The organism is Salmonella sp. SAL00653 (assembly GCF_046552515.1).
GTDB classification, from domain to species: Bacteria; Pseudomonadota; Gammaproteobacteria; order Enterobacterales; family Enterobacteriaceae; genus Salmonella; species Salmonella enterica.
The window spans coordinates 104,013-124,334 of the sequence record NZ_JBGDTY010000006.1 but is presented as its reverse complement, the minus strand read 5'-3'; the positions used below and the strand labels follow the sequence as shown (position 1 = coordinate 124,334).

General features: G+C 52.4%; 18 protein-coding genes, 1 tRNA gene and 1 pseudogene. 5 read left to right on the top strand and 15 right to left on the bottom strand.

Features of this window, described 5'->3' with window-relative positions; all coding sequences use genetic code 11:
• The first annotated feature begins 32 nt into the window (after positions 1–32).
• A pseudogene (locus tag ACLJRU_RS09500) lies at positions 33–840 on the top strand (DUF1460 domain-containing protein).
• Between the two features lie 131 nt (positions 841–971).
• Here the strand turns inward: ACLJRU_RS09500 and ACLJRU_RS09495 are convergent.
• Both ACLJRU_RS09495 and actS read right to left on the bottom strand, forming a co-directional pair.
• Positions 972–1,045 (bottom strand) — tRNA-Gly (locus ACLJRU_RS09495).
• Between the two features lie 79 nt (positions 1,046–1,124).
• Positions 1,125–1,883 carry an amidase activator ActS gene (gene actS, locus ACLJRU_RS09490; RefSeq protein WP_000244328.1) on the bottom strand — a complete coding sequence of 253 codons (759 nt, stop codon included), beginning with the start codon at positions 1,881–1,883 and terminating at the stop codon, positions 1,125–1,127.
• Between the two features lie 264 nt (positions 1,884–2,147).
• Between actS and idi the strand changes: the two genes are divergently transcribed.
• The gene (idi, locus tag ACLJRU_RS09485; protein ID WP_000133994.1) at positions 2,148–2,693 is read left to right on the top strand and encodes an isopentenyl-diphosphate Delta-isomerase; all 546 of its coding nucleotides are present in this window, start codon (positions 2,148–2,150) and stop codon (positions 2,691–2,693) included.
• Between the two features lie 75 nt (positions 2,694–2,768).
• Here idi and lysS read toward each other — a convergent pair whose 3' ends face one another.
• The 5 genes from lysS to xerD all read right to left on the bottom strand — a co-directional run bounded on the left by lysS (position 2,769) and on the right by xerD (position 8,871).
• Entirely contained in the window at positions 2,769–4,286 is a 1,518-nt protein-coding gene (gene lysS / locus ACLJRU_RS09480) for a lysine--tRNA ligase (RefSeq protein WP_000003339.1), read from the bottom strand.
• A 9-nt stretch (positions 4,287–4,295) separates the two neighbouring features.
• A protein-coding gene (gene prfB, locus ACLJRU_RS09475) for a peptide chain release factor 2 (protein ID WP_110301487.1) occupies positions 4,296–5,394 on the bottom strand; the annotation gives its coding sequence in 2 pieces (ribosomal slippage) (positions 4,296–5,318 and positions 5,320–5,394; 1,098 coding nt in all).
• 104 nt (positions 5,395–5,498) lie between these two features.
• On the bottom strand, positions 5,499–7,232 hold the full coding sequence (gene recJ, locus ACLJRU_RS09470; protein ID WP_000813392.1) for a single-stranded-DNA-specific exonuclease RecJ: 1,734 nt from the start codon (positions 7,230–7,232) through the stop codon (positions 5,499–5,501).
• 5 nt (positions 7,233–7,237) lie between these two features.
• Positions 7,238–7,951 carry a bifunctional protein-disulfide isomerase/oxidoreductase DsbC gene (dsbC, locus tag ACLJRU_RS09465; RefSeq protein ID WP_001540860.1) on the bottom strand — a complete coding sequence of 238 codons (714 nt, stop codon included), beginning with the start codon at positions 7,949–7,951 and terminating at the stop codon, positions 7,238–7,240.
• A gap of 23 nt (positions 7,952–7,974) precedes the next feature.
• On the bottom strand, positions 7,975–8,871 hold the full coding sequence (gene xerD / locus ACLJRU_RS09460; protein ID WP_000434302.1) for a site-specific tyrosine recombinase XerD: 897 nt from the start codon (positions 8,869–8,871) through the stop codon (positions 7,975–7,977).
• A 112-nt stretch (positions 8,872–8,983) separates the two neighbouring features.
• On the opposite strand from xerD, the gene fldB reads away from it, so the two are divergent.
• Positions 8,984–9,505 carry a flavodoxin FldB gene (gene fldB / locus ACLJRU_RS09455; RefSeq protein ID WP_001055885.1) on the top strand — a complete coding sequence of 174 codons (522 nt, stop codon included), beginning with the start codon at positions 8,984–8,986 and terminating at the stop codon, positions 9,503–9,505.
• Between the two features lie 52 nt (positions 9,506–9,557).
• Here fldB and ACLJRU_RS09450 read toward each other — a convergent pair whose 3' ends face one another.
• Positions 9,558–9,971 carry a protein YgfX gene (locus tag ACLJRU_RS09450; protein WP_000244756.1) on the bottom strand — a complete coding sequence of 138 codons (414 nt, stop codon included), beginning with the start codon at positions 9,969–9,971 and terminating at the stop codon, positions 9,558–9,560.
• Positions 9,952–10,218: an FAD assembly factor SdhE gene (gene sdhE, locus ACLJRU_RS09445; RefSeq protein ID WP_000351186.1), complete on the bottom strand. Its 267-nt coding sequence runs from the start codon at positions 10,216–10,218 to the stop codon at positions 9,952–9,954. Before sdhE ends, ACLJRU_RS09450 begins: the two co-directional genes overlap by 20 nt.
• A gap of 249 nt (positions 10,219–10,467) precedes the next feature.
• On the opposite strand from sdhE, the gene ygfZ reads away from it, so the two are divergent.
• Positions 10,468–11,448 (top strand): tRNA-modifying protein YgfZ, encoded by a 981-nt coding sequence (ygfZ, locus tag ACLJRU_RS09440; RefSeq protein ID WP_000874173.1) that lies wholly within the window; start codon positions 10,468–10,470, stop codon positions 11,446–11,448.
• 115 nt (positions 11,449–11,563) lie between these two features.
• Here ygfZ and trhA read toward each other — a convergent pair whose 3' ends face one another.
• Together trhA and yqfB are read right to left on the bottom strand one after the other, a co-directional pair.
• Positions 11,564–12,223 (bottom strand): PAQR family membrane homeostasis protein TrhA, encoded by a 660-nt coding sequence (gene trhA, locus ACLJRU_RS09435; RefSeq protein WP_023235227.1) that lies wholly within the window; start codon positions 12,221–12,223, stop codon positions 11,564–11,566.
• A 163-nt stretch (positions 12,224–12,386) separates the two neighbouring features.
• A complete protein-coding gene (gene yqfB / locus ACLJRU_RS09430; RefSeq protein ID WP_001182976.1) occupies positions 12,387–12,698 on the bottom strand; it encodes a N(4)-acetylcytidine aminohydrolase in 312 nt (103 codons plus the stop codon).
• A 157-nt stretch (positions 12,699–12,855) separates the two neighbouring features.
• Here yqfB and bglA point away from each other — a divergent pair, with 157 nt between their 5' ends.
• Positions 12,856–14,289: a 6-phospho-beta-glucosidase BglA gene (gene bglA, locus ACLJRU_RS09425; protein WP_001230139.1), complete on the top strand. Its 1,434-nt coding sequence runs from the start codon at positions 12,856–12,858 to the stop codon at positions 14,287–14,289.
• Positions 14,290–14,336: 47 nt separating this feature from the next.
• On the opposite strand, the gene ACLJRU_RS09420 is transcribed toward bglA, so the two are convergent.
• The 4 genes from ACLJRU_RS09420 to gcvT form a co-directional block, all read right to left on the bottom strand.
• A complete protein-coding gene (locus tag ACLJRU_RS09420; protein ID WP_000819368.1) occupies positions 14,337–15,230 on the bottom strand; it encodes a transporter in 894 nt (297 codons plus the stop codon).
• Positions 15,231–15,685: 455 nt separating this feature from the next.
• Entirely contained in the window at positions 15,686–18,559 is a 2,874-nt protein-coding gene (gcvP, locus tag ACLJRU_RS09415; protein WP_001540863.1) for an aminomethyl-transferring glycine dehydrogenase, read from the bottom strand.
• A gap of 162 nt (positions 18,560–18,721) precedes the next feature.
• A complete protein-coding gene (gene gcvH, locus ACLJRU_RS09410) occupies positions 18,722–19,111 on the bottom strand; it encodes a glycine cleavage system protein GcvH (RefSeq protein ID WP_000073211.1) in 390 nt (129 codons plus the stop codon).
• Positions 19,112–19,136: 25 nt separating this feature from the next.
• Entirely contained in the window at positions 19,137–20,231 is a 1,095-nt protein-coding gene (gcvT, locus tag ACLJRU_RS09405) for a glycine cleavage system aminomethyltransferase GcvT (RefSeq protein ID WP_000068733.1), read from the bottom strand.
• Between the last annotated feature and the right edge of the window lie 91 nt (positions 20,232–20,322).

Genomic DNA, 20,322 nt, shown 5'->3' with positions numbered 1-20,322 from the left:
AAGGTAAAAAAGGGATTTGAACCTTTCCGGAGATGATAATGAAGGTAAATGCATGGACAATTTTGCTTATGTCGGCGCATCTGACGGCCTGTGCCGTCCCTGGCACAGAAAAATATCAGACCAGCATGGACAGCGTTACGGCAGAAAAAATAAGCCGGATTATCCAGTCGGATGTCATTCCTTATAAAGGCGAAAACCATGGAGAAGTTATCAGCCGCGTATCGTCTGCTTTTCTCGGAACACCTTATCAGGCGGATACGCTCATCGGTGGGCCCGGCATCCCCGAAAGTCCTTGTAGCGAATTTCAACGGCGTGGACTGCTTTACCCTGGCTGATTACGTTGAAGCCCTGGCCCGCAGCGATAATCAGAAATCGTTTCTGCATAATCTTGCCAGGACTCGCTACGCCGCGGGCAAAGTTGCTTATCTCAGCCGCCGGCACTTCTTCTCTGACTGGTTCGCCGCAGCACCGCGTAATGCACGGGATGTAACGCCGGATATCAGCCCTGATTATGTCGTTGTTGACAAGCAGCTTAACCATAAACCTGATGGCGGCGAGTACATTCCTGGTCTGGGCATCCATCCTCGTAAAATAAATTACATTCCCGGAAGAGCCATCAACCAGCAGGTCATGAACCACCTAAAAAACGGGGATTATATCGGTGTCTACTCCCCGCTTGACGGGCTGGACGTTTCACATGTGGGTATCGTAGTTCGCCATGATGAACAGGTGTGGTTCAGGAACGCCTCCTCATTGGCCGCAAACAGAAAAGTGGTGGACACACCGTTTATGGAATACATGCATTCCAGACCGGGCATCGTTGTGCTGCGGGCTGAATGATAAAGTCATTACCGGAGTCGCCAGCTGATAATAGCCGTCCGACATAGGTATTGAAACCCTGTGTACTGTGGGGCCGACACGGAAAATTGCTATAAATTCGTGGATTTAGTAAATACTAGAAGATATTTGTCTGGAGCGGGCGAAGGGAATCGAACCCTCGTATAGAGCTTGGGAAGCTCTCGTTCTACCATTGAACTACGCCCGCTTTGAGATGCGTAAGGCATTATAAACCTTACGCTCTGGTTGGCAAGAGACTTACTGGCTGACTGGCGATTAATTCGCCGTCAGCACTTCGGTTTACTCCCCTGCGGCGGCAGATAACGCAGCGGATCGATGGCCGTCGCCCGGTAGCGAATCTGGAAGTGTAGTCTTACGGATGCGGCATCCGTGCTGCCCATCGTAGCGATTTTTTGCCCCGCTTTAACGCTTTGTCCATTATTAACCAGCATGGTGTCATTATGAGCGTAAGCCGTAATGTAATCTTCATTGTGCTTAATCATGATGAGATTGCCGTAGCCGCGCAGCTGGTTCCCGACATAGACAACTTTACCCGCTCCCGCCGCATAAACAGGCGTTCCGCGCGCGCCCGCAATATCGATCCCCTTATTTCCGCCCTCCGCGGTGGAATAAGGTAAAATCACTTTACCGTTGGCAGGCCATACCCAACAACGCTGCCCCACCGGCGGCCAGGAGGATTTTGGCACCGAAGATGACGGTCTGACCGCAGCAGTTTTTGTTGCTGTTTTATTGCTGGTTTTGCGTGTTGAACTGCTACTCTTTGCGCTGCCGCGCACTTTAATTCGCTGCCCCACCTCAATAGTATAAGGCGGAGAAATGCCATTCAGTCGGGCCAGTTCTTTCACGCTGGTTCCCGTAGCGCGCGATATACGATACAACGTATCGCCGCGCTTAACGGTATAGACGGAGCCGGAATACGTTCCTGAGCCGGAATTACTGGAACACCCCGCCAGCAGCAGCCCTGTGCATAACAGCACCGCAATACCCAGGCTATTTTTGTTCAGGCGTCCTGCGCTCAAAACCATTCCTCACTCTATTGACAGACGCCTTATGATAGCAGCCAAATGCCGTATGCCCAATCCATTGACGCCGGAAAGGGTCCGCGTGGATGATGATGCCGCGAATATCCGATATGCCAGCATAATATCGAATCACGGCACAATGGCGCTCGTCTGCGTTCTGTCAGGGCCTGTTTTGGTAATGCCTTTCTTTCTGTTATGCGCTACGCTGATCGTCTGAGTATATGGCCTGGCCATGCTGCCGGGTCATTTTAATTTTCAGGAGCTTTCATGACTGAGGAACATGTCGTTTTATTGGATGAGCAGGATAAGCCTTCCGGCACACTGGAAAAGTATGCGGCTCATACGCTTAATACGCCTTTGCATCTGGCTTTCTCCTGCTGGCTATTTAACGAAGATGGCCAGTTGCTGGTAACACGACGGTCGCTGAGCAAGAAAGCCTGGCCAGGCGTGTGGACGAATTCGGTTTGCGGTCATCCGCAACAAGGCGAAACCACCGAAGAGGCGATCATCCGCCGTTGTCGGTTCGAACTCGGCGTGGAAATTACCGATCTCACCCCCGTCTATCCGCACTTCAGCTATCGAGCGACAGATCCAAACGGTATTGTGGAAAATGAAGTCTGTCCGGTATTTGCCGCGCGGGCAACCAGTGTGTTACAGGTTAACAGCGAAGAGGTGATGGACTATCAGTGGAGCGAATTTAAAAGCGTATGGAAAAGCCTTCTCGCTACGCCGTGGGCATTTAGCCCGTGGATGGTCATGCAAGCGTCAGACGAACAAGCGCGTGAACGACTGCTCAATTACTGCCAGCGTTAAAAATTGCCTGATGGCGCTACGTCTGAACGAAGAGATGCCGGATGGCGGCTAATGCCCCATCCGGCAATTTACATCTTATTTCACCGGACGCATCGCTGGGAACAGAATAACGTCGCGAATCGTGTGGCTGTTAGTAAACAGCATCACCATACGGTCGATACCAATTCCCAGACCCGCTGTCGGCGGTAACCCGTGTTCCAGCGCCGTCACGTAGTCTTCGTCGTAGAACATGGCTTCGTCGTCGCCCGCCGCTTTTGCATTAACCTGATCCAGGAAACGCTGCGCCTGGTCTTCCGCATCGTTCAACTCGCTAAAGCCATTACCGATTTCACGACCGCCGATAAAGAACTCGAAGCGGTCAGTGATTTCCGGGTTCACATCATTACGACGCGCCAGCGGAGACACTTCAGCCGGATATTCGGTGATGAAGGTCGGCTGAATCAGATGCGCTTCAGCGACTTCGTCAAAGATCTCGGTGACGATACGGCCCAGACCCCAGCTTTTCTCGACGTGAATGCCGATGCTTTCAGCAATCGCCTTCGCGGAATCGAAGTTGTCCAGATCAGCCATATCCGTTTCCGGGCGATATTTCTTGATCGCTTCACGCATGGTCAGTTTTTCGAACGGCTTACCGAAGTCAAACACTTCATCACCGTACGGAACCTGGGTGGTGCCCAGAACATCCTGCGCCAGCGTACGGAACAGAGACTCCGTCAGCTCGATCAGGTCTTTGTAGTCCGCATACGCCATATAGAGTTCCATCATGGTGAACTCAGGATTATGGCGCACGGAGATGCCTTCGTTACGGAAGTTACGGTTAATTTCGAATACGCGTTCGAAGCCGCCAACCACCAGACGCTTGAGGTACAGTTCCGGCGCGATACGCAGGTACATGTCCAGATCCAGCGCGTTGTGATGGGTGATAAACGGACGGGCAGACGCGCCGCCTGGGATCACCTGCATCATCGGGGTTTCGACTTCCATAAAGCCGCGAGCAACCATAAACTGGCGAATACCGGCCAGGATCTTCGAACGGGTTTTGAAGGTGTTACGGGATTCATCGTTAGAGATGAGATCCAGATAACGCTGGCGATAGCGCGCTTCCTGGTCCTGCAAGCCGTGGAATTTATCCGGCAACGGACGCAGCGCTTTCGTCAGCAGGCGCAGTTCGGTGCAGTGGATAGACAGCTCGCCGGTTTTGGTTTTGAACAGCTTACCTTTCGCGCCGAGGATATCACCAAGATCCCACTTCTTGAACTGCTCGTTGTAAACGCCTTCCGGCAGATCATCGCGCGCCACATACAGCTGAATGCGGCCGCCTACGTCTTGCAGGGTAACAAAAGAGGCCTTACCCATAATACGGCGAGTCATCATACGGCCCGCGACGGACACTTCAATATTCAGCGCTTCCAGTTCTTCAGCTTCTTTCGCGTCAAACTCTGCGTGCAGTTGGTCTGAGGTACGGTCACGACGGAAATCGTTCGGGAACGGGATACCCTGCTCACGCAGTGCAGCCAGCTTCTCGCGACGTGCCTTCATTTCATTGTTAAGATCGACTACCTCGTCAGCGCCCTGTGCGTTTTGTTCAGACATGTTGATTCCTCATAGCCCTGCTTTCAAACTTGCTTCGATAAATTGATCCAGACTACCGTCCAGTACCGCCTGTGTATTGCGGGTTTCCACCCCAGTACGCAGGTCTTTAATGCGGGAATCGTCCAGGACATAGGAACGAATCTGGCTTCCCCAGCCGATATCAGACTTAGTGTCTTCCATCGCCTGTTTTTCAGCGTTCTTTTTCTGCATCTCCAGTTCATAAAGCTTCGCTTTCATCTGCTTCATGGCCTGGTCTTTGTTTTTGTGCTGCGAACGGTCGTTCTGGCACTGCGTCACGATTCCGGTTGGAATATGGGTGATACGCACGGCGGATTCCGTACGGTTAACGTGCTGACCGCCTGCGCCAGACGCGCGATAGACGTCGATACGCAGATCCGCCGGGTTAATGTCGATATCGATATCGTCGTCCACTTCCGGGTACACAAACGCGGAGCTAAACGAGGTATGACGGCGACCGCCGGAGTCAAACGGACTTTTACGCACCAGACGATGTACGCCGGTTTCAGTGCGCAGCCAGCCATAGGCATATTCGCCGGAGATTTTGATAGTCGCGGACTTAATACCGGCGACTTCCCCTTCCGACTCTTCAATGATTTCCGTCTTGAAGCCGCGCGCTTCCGCCCAACGCAGATACATACGCAGCAACATGCTGGCCCAGTCCTGCGCTTCAGTACCACCGGAACCGGCCTGAATATCGAGATAGCAATCGGCGCTATCGTACTCGCCGGAGAACATCCGACGGAATTCCAACTGCGCCAGTTTCTCTTCCAGCGTATTCAGCTCCGCGACGGCTTCGTTAAACGTCTCTTCGTCGTCAGCTTCTACCGCCAGTTCCAGCAGCCCGGAAACGTCGTCCAGCCCCTGAGTCATTTGATCAAGCGTATCGACGATCGCTTCGAGCGATGAACGCTCTTTTCCCAGCGCCTGCGCGCGCTCAGGTTCGTTCCAGACATCCGGCTGTTCCAGCTCGGCGTTTACTTCTTCCAGACGCTCTTTCTTAACATCGTAGTCAAAGATACCCCCTAAGAACGTTGGTGCGTTCCGTGAGGTCCTGAATGCGGTTATTCACCGGGTTAATTTCAAACATGGTCTGATTTCTTTTATTTGACTTGTCAAAATGCGGTTATAAGGGCGAAATATTAGCGGATTTCGCCCCTTAATTACAGCGAAAGTGTTGTTAAATCGCCCCGATCATAGCGGCCAAATATCATCGATAATAATCTGTAAACTACGGTTGCCGCGAAACTCGTTAATGTCCAGTTTATAAGCCAGTTCTACCTCCCGCACGCCGTTATCCGGCCAACAGGTCGTATCAATATTAAATGCGATGCCATCCAACAGCGGGCCGCCGCCGACGGGCTCCACCATCACCTTGAGGTGGCGCTCGCCCACCAGACGCTGCTGTAGCAGACGGAAACGACCATCGAATAACGGTTCCGGGAACATTTGCCCCCACGGTCCGGCATCCCGCAACAGTTGCGCCACTTCCATAGACATCTCCGCCGCGCTTAATGGACCATCGGAGATCACCTCGCCTTGCAACAGGGCAGGATCGAGCCATTCCGTCACCAGCTCGCCAAACCGTTGCTGAAACTGCTCGAATTTATGCTCTTCCAGCGACAATCCCGCCGCCATCGCATGGCCGCCGAACTTGATCATCAGATCAGGGTAAAGGGTATCCAGCCGTTCCAGCGCATCGCGCATATGCAGCCCCTGAATCGAACGACCTGAGCCTTTTAGCGTGCCGTCGCCCGCAGGCGCAAAGGCGATCACCGGGCGGTGAAAACGCTCTTTAATGCGCGATGCCAGAATTCCGACCACGCCCTGATGCCATTCAGGATGGTACATCGCCAGACCGCCCGGAAGCGTTTCACTACTGCGCTCAAGCTTTTCGCACAGGATAAGCGCTTCCGCCTGCATCCCCTGCTCTATTTCTTTGCGCGTCTGGTTAAGCGCATCCAGCTCACTGGCCAGAACACGCGCTTCGCCGAGGTTATCGCACAACAGTAACGCCACGCCAACGGACATATCATCCAGCCTGCCGGCGGCATTCAGGCGAGGCCCCAACGCGAAGCCTAAATCACTGGCGGCAAGCTGCTGCGGATCGCGATTCGATATCTCCAGCAACGCTTTAATTCCCGGACGGCATTTCCCGGCACGAATACGACTTAGCCCTTGCCAGGTCAGAATACGGTTGTTGGCGTCCAGCGGCACAACGTCTGCTACCGTTCCCAACGCCACTAAATCCAGCAGCTCCGCCAGATTCGGCGGCGCGATGCCGCGCTCGTCGAACCATCCTTTGTCGCGCAAAAATGTTCGCAACGCCAGCATCAGGTAAAACGCCACGCCGACGCCCGCCAGCGACTTAGACGGGAATTCGCAGTCGCGCAGATTGGGATTAATAATCGCTTCGGCATCCGGCAACGTGTCGCCTGGCAGGTGGTGATCGGTCACGATCACCGGAATCCCCAACGTCTTTGCATGCGCTACGCCGGCGTGGGATGAAATGCCGTTGTCTACGGTGACGATAAGCTGCGCGCCGCGCGCCTTCGCCTGATCGACCACTTCCGGGCTTAAACCGTAGCCGTCTTCAAAGCGATTAGGCACCAGATAACTGATGTTATCACATCCCAACGCACGCATTCCCAATACGCTTAGCGCAGTACTGGTCGCGCCGTCGGCGTCAAAATCGCCAACAACAATAATGCGGGTACCTTCGCGAAAGGCGTTGTAGAGGATCTCCACCGCGTTATCTATGCCGCTAAGCTGTTGCCAGGGCAGCATTCCTTTCACGCTGCGCTCCAGTTCGCGGGCGCTACGAACGCCCCGGCTGGCATATAAACGTCGTAGTAATGGAGGAAGATCGGCGGGGAGTTCCGCCGTCTCATCAGCCTCGCGCCGACGAAGTTGTCTCTGTTGTTTCACGCGAATTATTTACCACTGGTCTGTTTTTGATGCTCATCAAGAAACGCTTTCATCTCTTTCGGCCCCTGATAGCCAGGCACCACATAGCCGTTACTCAATACAATGGCTGGCGTACCGCTAACGCCCAACTGCACGCCCAACACATAATGATCAGCAATGTTCACGTCACAGCTTGCCGGTTTCACACCCTTACCTGCCATGGCGTCATCAAACGCTTTGTTTTTGTCTTTGGCGCACCAGATAGATTTCATATCCTGCTCCGCCTGGCTTTCCAGCCCCTGGCGCGGGAAGGCCAGATAACGTACCGTGATCCCCAGCGCGTTATAATCTTTCATCTCTTCATGTAGCTTATGACAATAGCCGCAGGTGATATCGGTAAAAACAGTAATGACATGTTTCTCATCCGGCGCTTTATAGACGATCATCTCTTTTTCCAGCGCATTTAGCTGGCTCATCAGCAGTTTGTTCGTCACGTTTACCGGATGCGCGCCGCTCACGTCATACATCGGCCCTTGAATAATATGTTTGCCGTCATCAGTGACGTACAGTACGCCGCTGTGAGTGAGGACGGTTTTCATCCCTGCCACTGGCGAGGCCTGAATTTCCGTACTCTGAACGCCCAGCTTAGCCAGCGACTGACGGATAGCCACATCATCCGCATGGGCCACGCCTGAAAACGCCGCCGCCAGTAAAGTGAACATCATAAAACGCTTTTTCATAAACTATCCTTTCCTGTCAGCACTCATGCCCGCGGATGGTGCTGTTGATGAAGTTGACGCAAACGCTCCGTTGCGACATGCGTATAAATTTGTGTCGTCGAAAGATCGCTATGCCCAAGTAGCATTTGTACAACGCGCAAGTCGGCGCCGTGATTCAGCAAATGCGTGGCGAAAGCGTGACGTAAAACATGCGGCGATAGTTTTTCGCTATCGATTCCAGCCAGTACCGCATAATGTTTAATACGGTGCCAGAAGGTCTGCCGCGTCATCTGCTGCGCACGCTGGCTGGGGAACAATACGTCAATCGATACGCCATTGAGTAACCAGGGACGCCCATGCTCCAGATACGTTTCCAGCCAATATACCGCCTCTTCGCCTAACGGCACCAACCGCTCTTTATTGCCTTTACCGATAACCCGCACCACGCCCTGCCGCAGACTGATATCGCTCATTGTCAGCCCCACCAGTTCCGACACGCGCAAACCGGTGGCATACAGCACTTCCAGCATAGCTTTATCGCGCAACTCCAAAGGTTGATCAATAAGCGGCGCCTGCAAGAGCCGCTCAACCTGCGCCTCGCTAAGGTCTTTCGGTAAACGCTGCGGAAGCTTAGGCGAGGCCAACTGCGCGCTCGGATCATCCTCACGATACTTTTCACGGTACAGATGCTGGAAGAAGCGCCGCATAGCGCTTAACAGGCGTGCGGAACTGGTCGCTTTGTATCCGCCCTCCACCCGTTCAGCCAGCAGCGTTTGTAAATCATCAGCCTGCGCCGTCGCAAGCGTTTTTCCGCGATGATGCAACCACGCAACGACCATCGATAAATCGCGACGATACGCGCTTAATGTATTTTCCGCCAGATTTCGCTCCAGCCACAGGGCATCCAGAAACTGCTCAATACGCGCTAAATCCTGTTCCATTCGCGCTCCCTACTTCACGCTTACTTTTGGTGCATTATGCCTCATTGTGCCGTGAATGCAGCGATTCTGTTACACTACCCGCAACGCTATAGCAGAATCGAGATGTAACGTAATGAACATGGGTCTTTTTTACGGTTCCAGCACGTGCTACACCGAGATGGCCGCAGAGAAAATTCGCGATATCCTCGGCCCGGAGCTGGTGACATTACATAACCTCAAGGATGACGCCCCCGCCTTAATGGAGCAGTACGACGTGCTCATTTTAGGCATCCCCACCTGGGATTTTGGTGAAATTCAGGAGGACTGGGAAGCCGTCTGGGAGCAACTGGACGATCTCAATCTGGAAGGCAAAATCGTTGCGCTTTACGGTATGGGCGACCAGCTCGGCTACGGTGAGTGGTTCCTGGATGCGCTGGGTATGTTGCATGACAAACTTGCCCTCAAAGGCGTTAAATTTGTCGGCTACTGGCCCACAGAAGGCTACGAATTTACCAGCAATAAACCGGTCATTGCGGATGGGCAACTGTTTGTCGGCCTGGCGCTGGATGAAACGAACCAGTACGATCTCAGCGATGAGCGTATACAGACCTGGTGTGAACAAATTCTCGGCGAAATGGCCGAACACTACGCCTGAAGCCTTACTCGCTGTATTTCCCTCTCGACGGAACCGCGTTTACGCCGTTCCGTCAGTGTTGGCCTGATATCGGCTGCTGTAACAGTATCCGACGCAACTCACGCCATTCCGCTTCTTCCATGCTATCCGCCGCCAGCCATAAATGCTGATGACGTCCAGACTCTGCGCGTAAACGCAACACCATCCCGCTCTTCAGTAACCAGGGCGGACGCAAGAGCGTCCAGTCCTGCCCCTGCCAGCGTAAGCGCCCGTCCATGAGTAGCTTGATCTCTCCCTGGCAGGTATTAATCCTGCGCTGGCTACGTACACAGTCAAACACGACCAGTGACAGTAGTATCATCCATAAAGGGGTATAACTCAGCGGCCAGGGCATCAATAAAATCACCGCGGCAACCAGCCCATGAATGAGCAATGAGATCCACTGAGCGCGCCATGAGACGCGTAAATCAGATTGCCACAGGACCACGTTCCCGATTCCGTGTCTGAATGAGTCGGACCATCTGTTCCAGTTCAGCGTCAGCCGGTTTACCGTGATTCATTAACCAGTTAAATAAATCCGGGTCATCACTCTGCAACAAACGGACAAAAATACGCTTTTCTTCATCACTTAAACTATCGTACTCATGTTCAAAAAACGGCATGATGGAAATATCAAGTTCGCGCATACCGCGACGACATGCCCAGTGAATACGTGCTTTATTGTGAATATCCATGTTCTTCCTGCCTCGCGAAAATGAAGTACCGGGCTATTGTAACGTGTTTTTGGCGTTGTTTTACGGGAATCTCAGTAATCTGGAACGCGATCGCGAAATAAAAGGCTGGGAATCAATACGTTCATCCGTTTTGGATACCGCCTCGCAAAACGATCAATCCGCTCTCAATGGGCTATTTAAAGCACTTGCAATGACCGATGGCTCTTTTACCATTAACCATTATTGTTGCAGCTAACCAGGACATTATTTATGGCTTTTATCTCCTTTCCACCACGTCATCCTTCATCGTCAGCCCGCCTGCCGCTGACGCTGATCGCGCTTGACGACTGGGCGCTGTCGACCATTACCGGCGTAGACAGTGAAAAGTATATTCAGGGCCAGGTCACCGCTGACGTAAGCCAGATGACTGAACAGCAACACCTTCTCGCCGCCCACTGCGATGCTAAAGGTAAGATGTGGAGCACTCTGCGCCTGTTCCGTGAGCGCGACGGTTTCGCCTGGATTGAACGCCGTAGCGTGCTTGAAGCGCAATTAACGGAGCTGAAAAAGTACGCCGTATTTTCCAAAGTGGTCATCGCGCCGGATGACGAACGCGTATTGCTTGGCGTGGCAGGTTTTCAGGCCCGCGCGGCGCTGGCTAATGTCTTTAGCGTACTGCCCAATAGCGAAAATCAGGTGGTCAGAGACGGCGCCTCCACGCTGCTATGGTTTGAACATCCTGCGGAACGATTCCTGCTTGTCACCGATGTCGCGACGGCCAACATGTTAACGGAGAAGTTGCATGGCGAAGCCGAACTGAATAACAGCCAACAGTGGCTGGCATTGGATATTGAAGCAGGCATTCCGGCGATTGACGCGGCGAACAGCGGTCAGTTTATCCCCCAGGCGACTAACCTACAGGCGCTGGGCGGTATCAGCTTCAAGAAAGGCTGCTACACCGGACAGGAGATGGTCGCACGGGCAAAATTCCGCGGCGCCAATAAACGCGCTCTTTGGTTGCTGGCGGGCAAAGCCAGCCGGGTACCGGAAGCAGGAGAAGATCTGGAGCTACAGATGGGCGAGAACTGGCGTCGTACCGGCGCTATTCTGGCGGCGACGCAGTTGGACGATGGTCAGTTACTGGTTCAGGCCGTCATGAATAACGATTTAGAAGCCGAAAGCGTCTTCCGCGTTCGCGACGATGCCAACACCCTGCATATCGTCCCGCTGCCCTACTCGCTGGAAGAGTGATATCACGTTAAAAGCCGGATAGCCTGATAGCGCAACGCCATCAGGCTCGCACGTGCTGTTCTCGTAGGCCGGATAAGGTACGACAGCGCCGCCATCCGGCACGGGCATCCGGGAATTACGCCTGTCCCACATACAAATAGATGGCCAGGAAGTGGCACACGCTGCCGCCCAGCACAAAGCCATGCCAGATGGCGTGGTTATAAGGTATGCGTTTGCAAACATAGAAAATTACGCCCAGCGAGTAAACGACGCCACCTACCGCCAGCAGCGTCACGCCGCCTATCGCCAGCTTAATCGCCAACTGATAAACCACTATCAGCGACAGCCAGCCCATTGCCAGATACGTAACCAGTGAAAGCACTTTAAATCGGTGCGCAATCGTCAACTTGAAGAGGATACCGAATAGCGCCAGGCTCCAGATCACAATCATTAGTCCGCGCGCCAGCGGCGAATCCAGACCTACCAGCAGAAATGGCGTATAGGTTCCGGCAATGAGCAGATAGATAGCGCAGTGATCAAATTTCTTTAACCAGATTTTTGCCCGCTGATGAGGAATGGCATGATAAAGCATTGAGGCAAGAAAAAGCAGGATCATGCTCCCGCCATATAAACTGTAGCTGGCGATAGCCGTCATACCCGCATTCGCCTCTACCGCCTGAACCAACAACAGCACCAGGCCGACAATACCAAATACCAATCCAATGCCGTGGCTAATACTGTTGGCGATTTCCTCAGCCAGCGAATATCCCTGCGTCATTAATGGTTTTTGCACCATAACTTACTCCGGAGAAACGTTCATAACGATGAACTGCGCCTCTAGCGTAACTGAGAATGGTTCCAGTGAACACATGTTAGCTAAAATAAATTCGCAAAATTAAATTTTGTTTATTATTCAATAAGTTAATTACAAGAACTCAACTAACACGCGTTCATATTTATCAAAGGCATTTAAAATCAATCACATAAAATTGCGTCTGGTTGGGATAGATTTCAGCAATGACCCGTTTCAGCTCATCAAGCGACATATTTTCCTGTTGCGCATGTTTTTCGTTCAGCGTATCCAGCGTCACAGTTGACGTTCCTGTCACTTCGATTGTGCAAAAATAGCCATCATCTTCGAACCGCCCCACGCGTAGCACATCGCCTGCTTTAAAGTGGGACTCGGAGGCATCACGAATAGTGATGGTTTTACGCCCTGCCAGAATGTCATTCTGGAAACGTTGAAAGAAAGTAATGTCGTTTGGCTGCATGTGGTTATCCCTTGAATATGCCCCGTTGAAGTGAATGTTACGATCTGAATATGTTCTTGTCCCGACACGCGAGCACCCTGGAATTTTGCGTACGCTTTACATGTCATTTGGTGCAGAATGAATGATAACAGACTAAATAAATTGAGATTATGCAACAATGAGAAAACTCACCCTGCCAAAAGATTTTTTATGGGGCGGCGCGGTTGCTGCACACCAGGTTGAAGGCGGCTGGAATAAAGACGGTAAAGGCCCCAGCATCTGCGACGTGCTAACCGGCGGCGCACACGGCGTGCCACGCGAAATCACCCAGAATGTCGTTGCTGGCAAATACTATCCGAACCACGAGGCGGTGGATTTTTACGGACATTACAAAGAAGACATCCGTCTTTTCGCCGAAATGGGGTTCAAATGCTTCCGTACCTCTATTGCCTGGACGCGTATCTTCCCGAATGGCGACGAATCCCAGCCAAACGAGGCCGGTCTGAAATTCTACGACGACATGTTTGATGAATTGCTCAAATACAACATCGAACCGGTCATCACCCTTTCCCACTTTGAAATGCCATTACATCTGGTACAGCACTACGGCGGCTGGACCAATCGTAAGGTCGTTGATTTCTTTGTCCGTTTTGCTGAAGTCGTGTTTGAACGCTACAAACATAAGGTCAAATACTGGATGACCTTCAACGAAATTAACAACCAGCGAAACTGGCGCGCGCCGCTGTTTGGCTACTGCTGTTCCGGCGTGGTGTATACCGAGCATGAGAATCCAGAAGAAACCATGTATCAGGTCTTACATCATCAGTTTGTCGCCAGCGCGCTGGCGGTAAAAGCGGCACGTCGTATTAATCCACAGATGAAAGTGGGTTGTATGCTGGCGATGGTCGCGCTGTATCCTTTCTCCTGTAAACCAGAAGATGTGATGTTTGCTCAGGAGTCGATGCGTGAACGCTACGTCTTTACCGATGTGCAGCTGCGCGGCTATTACCCGTCCTATGTGTTGAACGAGTGGGAGCGCCGCGGATTTAACATCAAAATGGACGATGGCGATCTTGAAGTGCTGCGCGAAGGCACCTGCGATTATCTTGGTTTCAGTTATTACATGACCAACGCGGTCAAAGCCGAAGGCGGTAGCGGCGATGCGATTTCCGGTTTTGAAGGCAGCGTACCGAACCCCTATGTTAAAGCCTCTGACTGGGGCTGGCAGATTGACCCGGTGGGCCTGCGTTATTCATTGTGTGAACTGTACGAACGCTATCAAAAGCCGCTGTTTATTGTCGAAAACGGTTTTGGTGCTTACGACAAAGTAGAAGAAGATGGCGGCATCAACGACGACTACCGAATTGACTACCTGCGCGCCCATATTGAAGAGATGAAAAAAGCGGTGACTTACGATGGTGTCGACCTGATGGGCTACACGCCGTGGGGCTGCATCGACTGCGTCTCGTTCACCACCGGTCAGTACAGCAAGCGCTACGGCTTCATCTACGTGAACAAGCACGATGACGGTACGGGCGATATGTCGCGTTCGCGTAAGAAAAGCTTCAACTGGTACAAAGAGGTGATTGCCAGCAACGGCGAGAAGCTTTAACTCCTGCACGTTACCCGCCAGTCGGCGGGTAACACTTTGAACGAGTCTTACCAAGTCTTACCTATTTTAAATTCCCAGCGTACATCTTCCATTTTGGTTGGCGACTTCGCTTCCTGCATTACCGGGAAGAAGGCTCCGGCACCAAACCATAATTTCAGTGAATCGACGGCAATATTAAATGACGGACCAACAACCCATTCGGTAGTTCCAGAATGGTTATTAATTACGCTGCCATTAGACAGTTTTTTCGTTCCAGAGGCATTATTGCTGTAGGCACTTTCCAGACCAAGATCCAGCGGTAAATCGCTAAACATATACCGCACCTGGGTATTCCACTGGAATTCGTTACCTCGTTTCACGTCCTGGTTACCGCGCTCAAATGGTCCCTGATAGACAAACCCCATATCCCCTTTAATGTTAGGAGTAAATAATTTTGTTAAAGTGAGTGTTACTCTTCCTCCCCAGGCGCTATTCCCAGGCAAATGATTATCTCCATCTTGCCCGGTGGGTAGTAATACTGCCCCACCTACCGTAACCCAAAACGGATCACCTCTTCGCTGGCTCATTAAAGCATAATTGACCCCCACCGATTGGTCGCCCATTCCCTCTATGTGCTCAGGAGACAGATTGTCTCGTTTGTTATTGATATAGGAACCCACAGTTGATAATTCCAGTCTGTCGGTCAAACCGTAACGAATCTTCAATAACCATATCTGGGAGTAAACATCCGGACTTCCGTGCCCCTCGATTTGATGATCTTTATCGCGAAATGAGCTATTCACGGCGGTTAATAACTTTCCTTCCGGCAATACTGAACCACCAGAAATAGCGGTATTAACTGGTGCACCTAATAAATTACTGGGATTATTTTCTCCGTCAGCTGCCATTGCATTCATTAATAGAAAATACGTCATTAATGGCAGAAATATAAATCGTTTCATTATTCCCTCCAGGTATAAAAAACAAAGCGCTAAGTTAATAAATATTTACGTTATTTATGGTTATTTTTAATTTATAATTTAAATTAATAACTTGATGAATTTAATATACGGAAATTTTTGTAACTATATTGAGAGGTAAATAATGATTCCGGAGAGAAACTATTTGTAACTACATGTAAATATACTGTGTTGTTTTGATTAAATAACAGCAAGGTAAAAATGATGCACAATGAATCATTAAACTCTAAAAAGCCGGTAATTTAATTCTGGCTAATACACTGATACAAACGCCAGGTTGCCTGACAGGAGCCAACGATTTACTGTAATATATTGAATTAGTAACACTTTGTAGCCTGAATAAGGCACTCACACTGCATCCGACATAAACAAAACGCACTTTATTAACAAGCTGAAAAGGCGCCGAAGCGCCTTTAGAAAACAGTCGAATCAGTAAATTACTGGTAGTCGCTAATCGGTACGCAGGAGCAGAACAGGTTACGGTCGCCATAAACATCATCCAGACGTTTCACCGTCGGCCAGTATTTGTCTGCCACGCCTGCCGGGAATACGGCAACTTCACGGCTGTACGGATGTGCCCACTCGGCGACCAGTTCGCTCTGAATGTGCGGCGCGTTCACCAGCGGGTTATCTTCCAGCGGCCAGACACCCGCTTTCACCTGGTCAATCTCTGCGCGAATAGCCAGCATCGCATCGATAAAGCGATCCAGCTCAGCCTTACCTTCAGATTCCGTCGGCTCTACCATCAGCGTGCCCGCCACCGGGAACGACATGGTTGGCGCATGGAAACCGTAGTCGATCAGACGCTTGGCAATATCCAGCTCGCTGATGCCGGTTTCTTCTTTCAATGGGCGAATATCAAGAATACATTCGTGCGCCACACGGCCATCGCGACCGGTATACAGTACCGGATAGGCATCTTTCAGACGGCTGGCAATGTAGTTAGCGTTAAGAATCGCGACCTGGCTTGCCTGCTTCAGGCCTTCTGCGCCCATCATGCGGATGTACATCCAGCTGATTGGCAGGATAGAGGCACTACCGAACGGCGCCGCAGAAACCGCGCCCTGACGGGTTAACATGCCTTCGATTTGCACCACGCTATGACCCGGTACGAACGGTGCCAGATGCGCTTTCACGCCGATCGGTCCCATGCCTGGGCCACCGCCGCCGTGCGGAATGCAGAAAGTTTTATGCAGGTTAAGATGCGAAACGTCCGCGCCAATAAAGCCCGGTGAGGTAATGCCGACCTGAGCGTTCATGTTCGCGCCGTCAAGGTAAACCTGACCGCCGAACTGGTGCACAACTTCACACACCTCACGGATCGTTTCTTCATACACGCCGTGGGTGGACGGATAGGTCACCATGATGCAAGAAAGGTTCGCAGCATGTTGTTCTGCTTTGGCCCGCAGATCGTCCAGGTCGATGTTGCCGTTCCTATCACAGGCGACTACCACCACCTGCATTCCTGCCATATGTGCAGAAGCAGGGTTAGTGCCGTGAGCAGAGGCCGGAATCAGGCAGATATCGCGATGCCCTTCGTTGCGGCTTTCGTGATAGTGACGAATCGCCAGCAGCCCCGCGTATTCCCCCTGTGCGCCGGAGTTAGGCTGCATACAGACGGCGTCGTACCCGGTGAGTTTCACCAGCCAGTCAGAAAGCTGGCTAATCATCTGATGATATCCTTCGGCCTGTTCCGGCGGGCAGAACGGATGCAGTTCAGCGAATTCCGGCCAGGTGATAGGAATCATCTCGGCGGCGGCGTTCAGCTTCATGGTGCAGGAACCCAGCGGGATCATCGCCTGGTTCAGCGCCAGATCTTTACGCTCCAGCGAGTGCATATAGCGCATCATCTCGGTTTCGCTGTGGTAACGGTTAAATACCGGATGCGTCAGAATCGCATCGTCACGCAGCATACTTTGCTGAATGGAACGGCTATCAAGCGCCACGTCTTTATCCAGTGTTTCAATGTTCAGACCGTGGCTGTCGCCCAGCAAAACATTGAACAACTGCGCCACATTCTCACGGGTGGTGGTTTCATCGAGCGTAATACCCACCGCGTTATGAATATCGCTGCGCAGATTGATCTCTGCCGCTTCCGCACGCGCCAGTACCGCAGCTTTATCAGCCACTTCCACACACAGGGTGTCGAAGTAGTGCGCATGACGCAGCTTTAAGCCTTTCTGTTGCAGACCTGCCGCCAGAATATCGGTCAGGCGGTGGATACGATTCGCAATGCGCTTCAGACCGACCGGACCATGATAAACGGCATACAGACTGGCGATGTTAGCCAGCAGTACCTGCGAGGTACAAATGTTGGAGTTCGCTTTCTCACGGCGGATATGCTGCTCGCGAGTCTGCATCGCCATGCGCAGTGCGGTATTGCCCGCCGCATCTTTTGAGACGCCGATAATACGGCCTGGCATGGAGCGTTTAAATTCGTCTTTGGCGGCAAAGAACGCCGCATGCGGGCCACCGTACCCCATCGGTACGCCGAAGCGTTGCGCAGAGCCGAAAACAATGTCCGCGCCCTGTTTGCCCGGAGCCGTCAGCAGCACCAGCGCCATAAAATCGGCGGCGACGCTGACCACAACTTTACGGGATTTCAGCTCAGTAATCAGTGCGCTGTAGTCGTGAATTTCGCCCGTGGTGCCTACCTGTTGTAACAGCACGCCAAACACATCCTGGTGATCCAGTGCTTTCGCCGCGTCATCCACAATGACGTCAAAGCCAAAGGTTTCGGCACGCGTACGCACGACGTCCAGAGTTTGCGGATGGACATCAGAGGCGACAAAGAACCGGTTGGCATTTTTCAGTTTGCTGACGCGCTTTGCCATCGCCATCGCTTCAGCGGCGGCGGTCGCTTCATCCAGCAGCGAGGCGGAAGCCATGTCCAGCCCTGTCAGGTCCAGCGTCACCTGTTGGAAGTTGAGCAGCGCTTCCAGACGCCCCTGAGAGACTTCCGGCTGATAAGGAGTGTAGGCGGTGTACCAGCCTGGATTTTCCAGCATGTTGCGCAGGATAACCGGCGGTAGCTGCACGGCGGTGTAGCCCATGCCAATGTACGACGTGAAGCGCTTGTTACGCCCGGCGATGGCTTTTAATTCCGCCAGTGCGGCATATTCGGTTGCCGCCTCTCCAACCTGCGGCGGAGTCGCGAGCTGAATGTCTTTCGGCACAATCTGACCTGTCAGCGCGTTTAACGACTCGGCGCCAACCGCATTCAGCATCTCTTGTTGCTGTGCGGCGTCCGGTCCGATGTGGCGTTCAATGAAAGCGCCGCGGTTTTCAAGCTGGCTTAACGTCTGTGTCATGGGCGATGGTTCCTGAAACGTGCAGTGAATCGTGATTGTCTCTAACTCAATTGCCCGGTGGCGCTGACGCTTACCGGGCCTACGCGTGCGAAAACGAATACGCAAAATCATTCGCGTTGCAGTGAGTAGGCCGGATAAGCATTAGCGCCATCCGGCACAACATTATTCGTCTTCTAACAATGCCTCATACGCGGTGGCATCCAGCAGCGATTCAAGTTCGCTTTCATCGCTGGCTTTGATTTTAAAGATCCAGCCACCGGTATACGGTTCGCTGTTCACCAGCTCCGGGGAGTCGCTCAGCGCATCGTTTACCGCCACGATCTCGCCGCTTACCGGCGCATAAATGTCGGACGCCGCTTTTACGGACTCCGCCACGGCGCAGTCGTCGCCCGCGCTTACGGTCGCGCCGACTTCCGGCAGATCAACAAAAACCATATCGCCCAACAGCTCCTGAGCGTGTTCAGTAATGCCAACGGTGTAAGTGCCATCCGCTTCTTTACGCAGCCATTCGTGTTCTTTGCTGTATTTCAGTTCTGCGGGTACGTTGCTCATCAATTAATCTCCAAAAAAGGATGAATCACGCGACGGCTTTGCCGTTACGCACAAAAACAGGTTTAGTCACTTTTACCGGCATTTCACGGTTACGAATTTGTACAATCGCCGTCTCGCCGATGCCCGCCGGAACGCGCGCCAGCGCAATGCTGTAGCCCAACGTTGGGGAAAACGTCCCGCTGGTAATAATGCCTTCTTGCTGATTGCCCTGCGCATCGGTAAAACGCACCGGCAGTTCATTACGCAATACGCCTTTCTCGGTCATCACCAGACCGACAAGCTGCTCATGGCCTTTTTCACGCTGCATCTCCAGCGCCTCACGGCCAATAAAGTCGCGGTCAGCAGGTTCCCAGGCGATAGTCCATCCCATATTAGCCGCCAGCGGAGAGATACCTTCATCCATCTCCTGACCGTACAGGTTCATGCCTGCTTCCAGACGCAGCGTGTCGCGCGCGCCAAGACCGCACGGCTTCACGCCCGCCTCCACCAGCGCACGCCAGAAATCCGCCGCTTTTTCATTCGGCATGGCGATTTCATAGCCCGCTTCGCCGGTATAACCGGTGGTGGCGATAAACAGATCGCCCGCCTGAACGCCGAAGAACGGCTTCATACCTTCTACTGCATGGCGCTGTTCGTCAGTAAACAGAGTCGCCGCTTTTTCCTGCGCATTCGGCCCCTGTACCGCAATCAGCGACAGGTCGTCACGAACGGTAATGTCGATGGCATAAGGTTCAGCGTGTTGGGTAATCCAGGAGAGGTCTTTTTCGCGGGTGGCGGAGTTAACAACGAGACGGAAGAAATCTTCAGTGAAGTAGTAGACGATAAGGTCATCAATCACGCCGCCCGATGCGTTAAGCATACCGGAGTAGAGGGCTTTACCCGTCTTCGTTAGCTTCGCGACGTCGTTGGCCAGCAGATAACGTAGAAACTCTCGTGTGCGGCTGCCATGAAGATCGACAATGGTCATATGCGATACATCAAACATCCCGGCATCGGTGCGCACAGCGTGGTGTTCATCAAGCTGAGAGCCGTAATGCAGGGGCATCATCCAGCCATGAAAATCGACCATGCGGGCGCCGCATAGCGTGTGTTGTTCGTACAAAGGCGTCTGTTGGGCCATCTTTTCCTCGTTGAATTAGCGGGGGCTAACAACCATTTTCATGGGAAATCTTCGCCACGAAACCTGGCATCGACGCCCTTTTTCCTGCGCC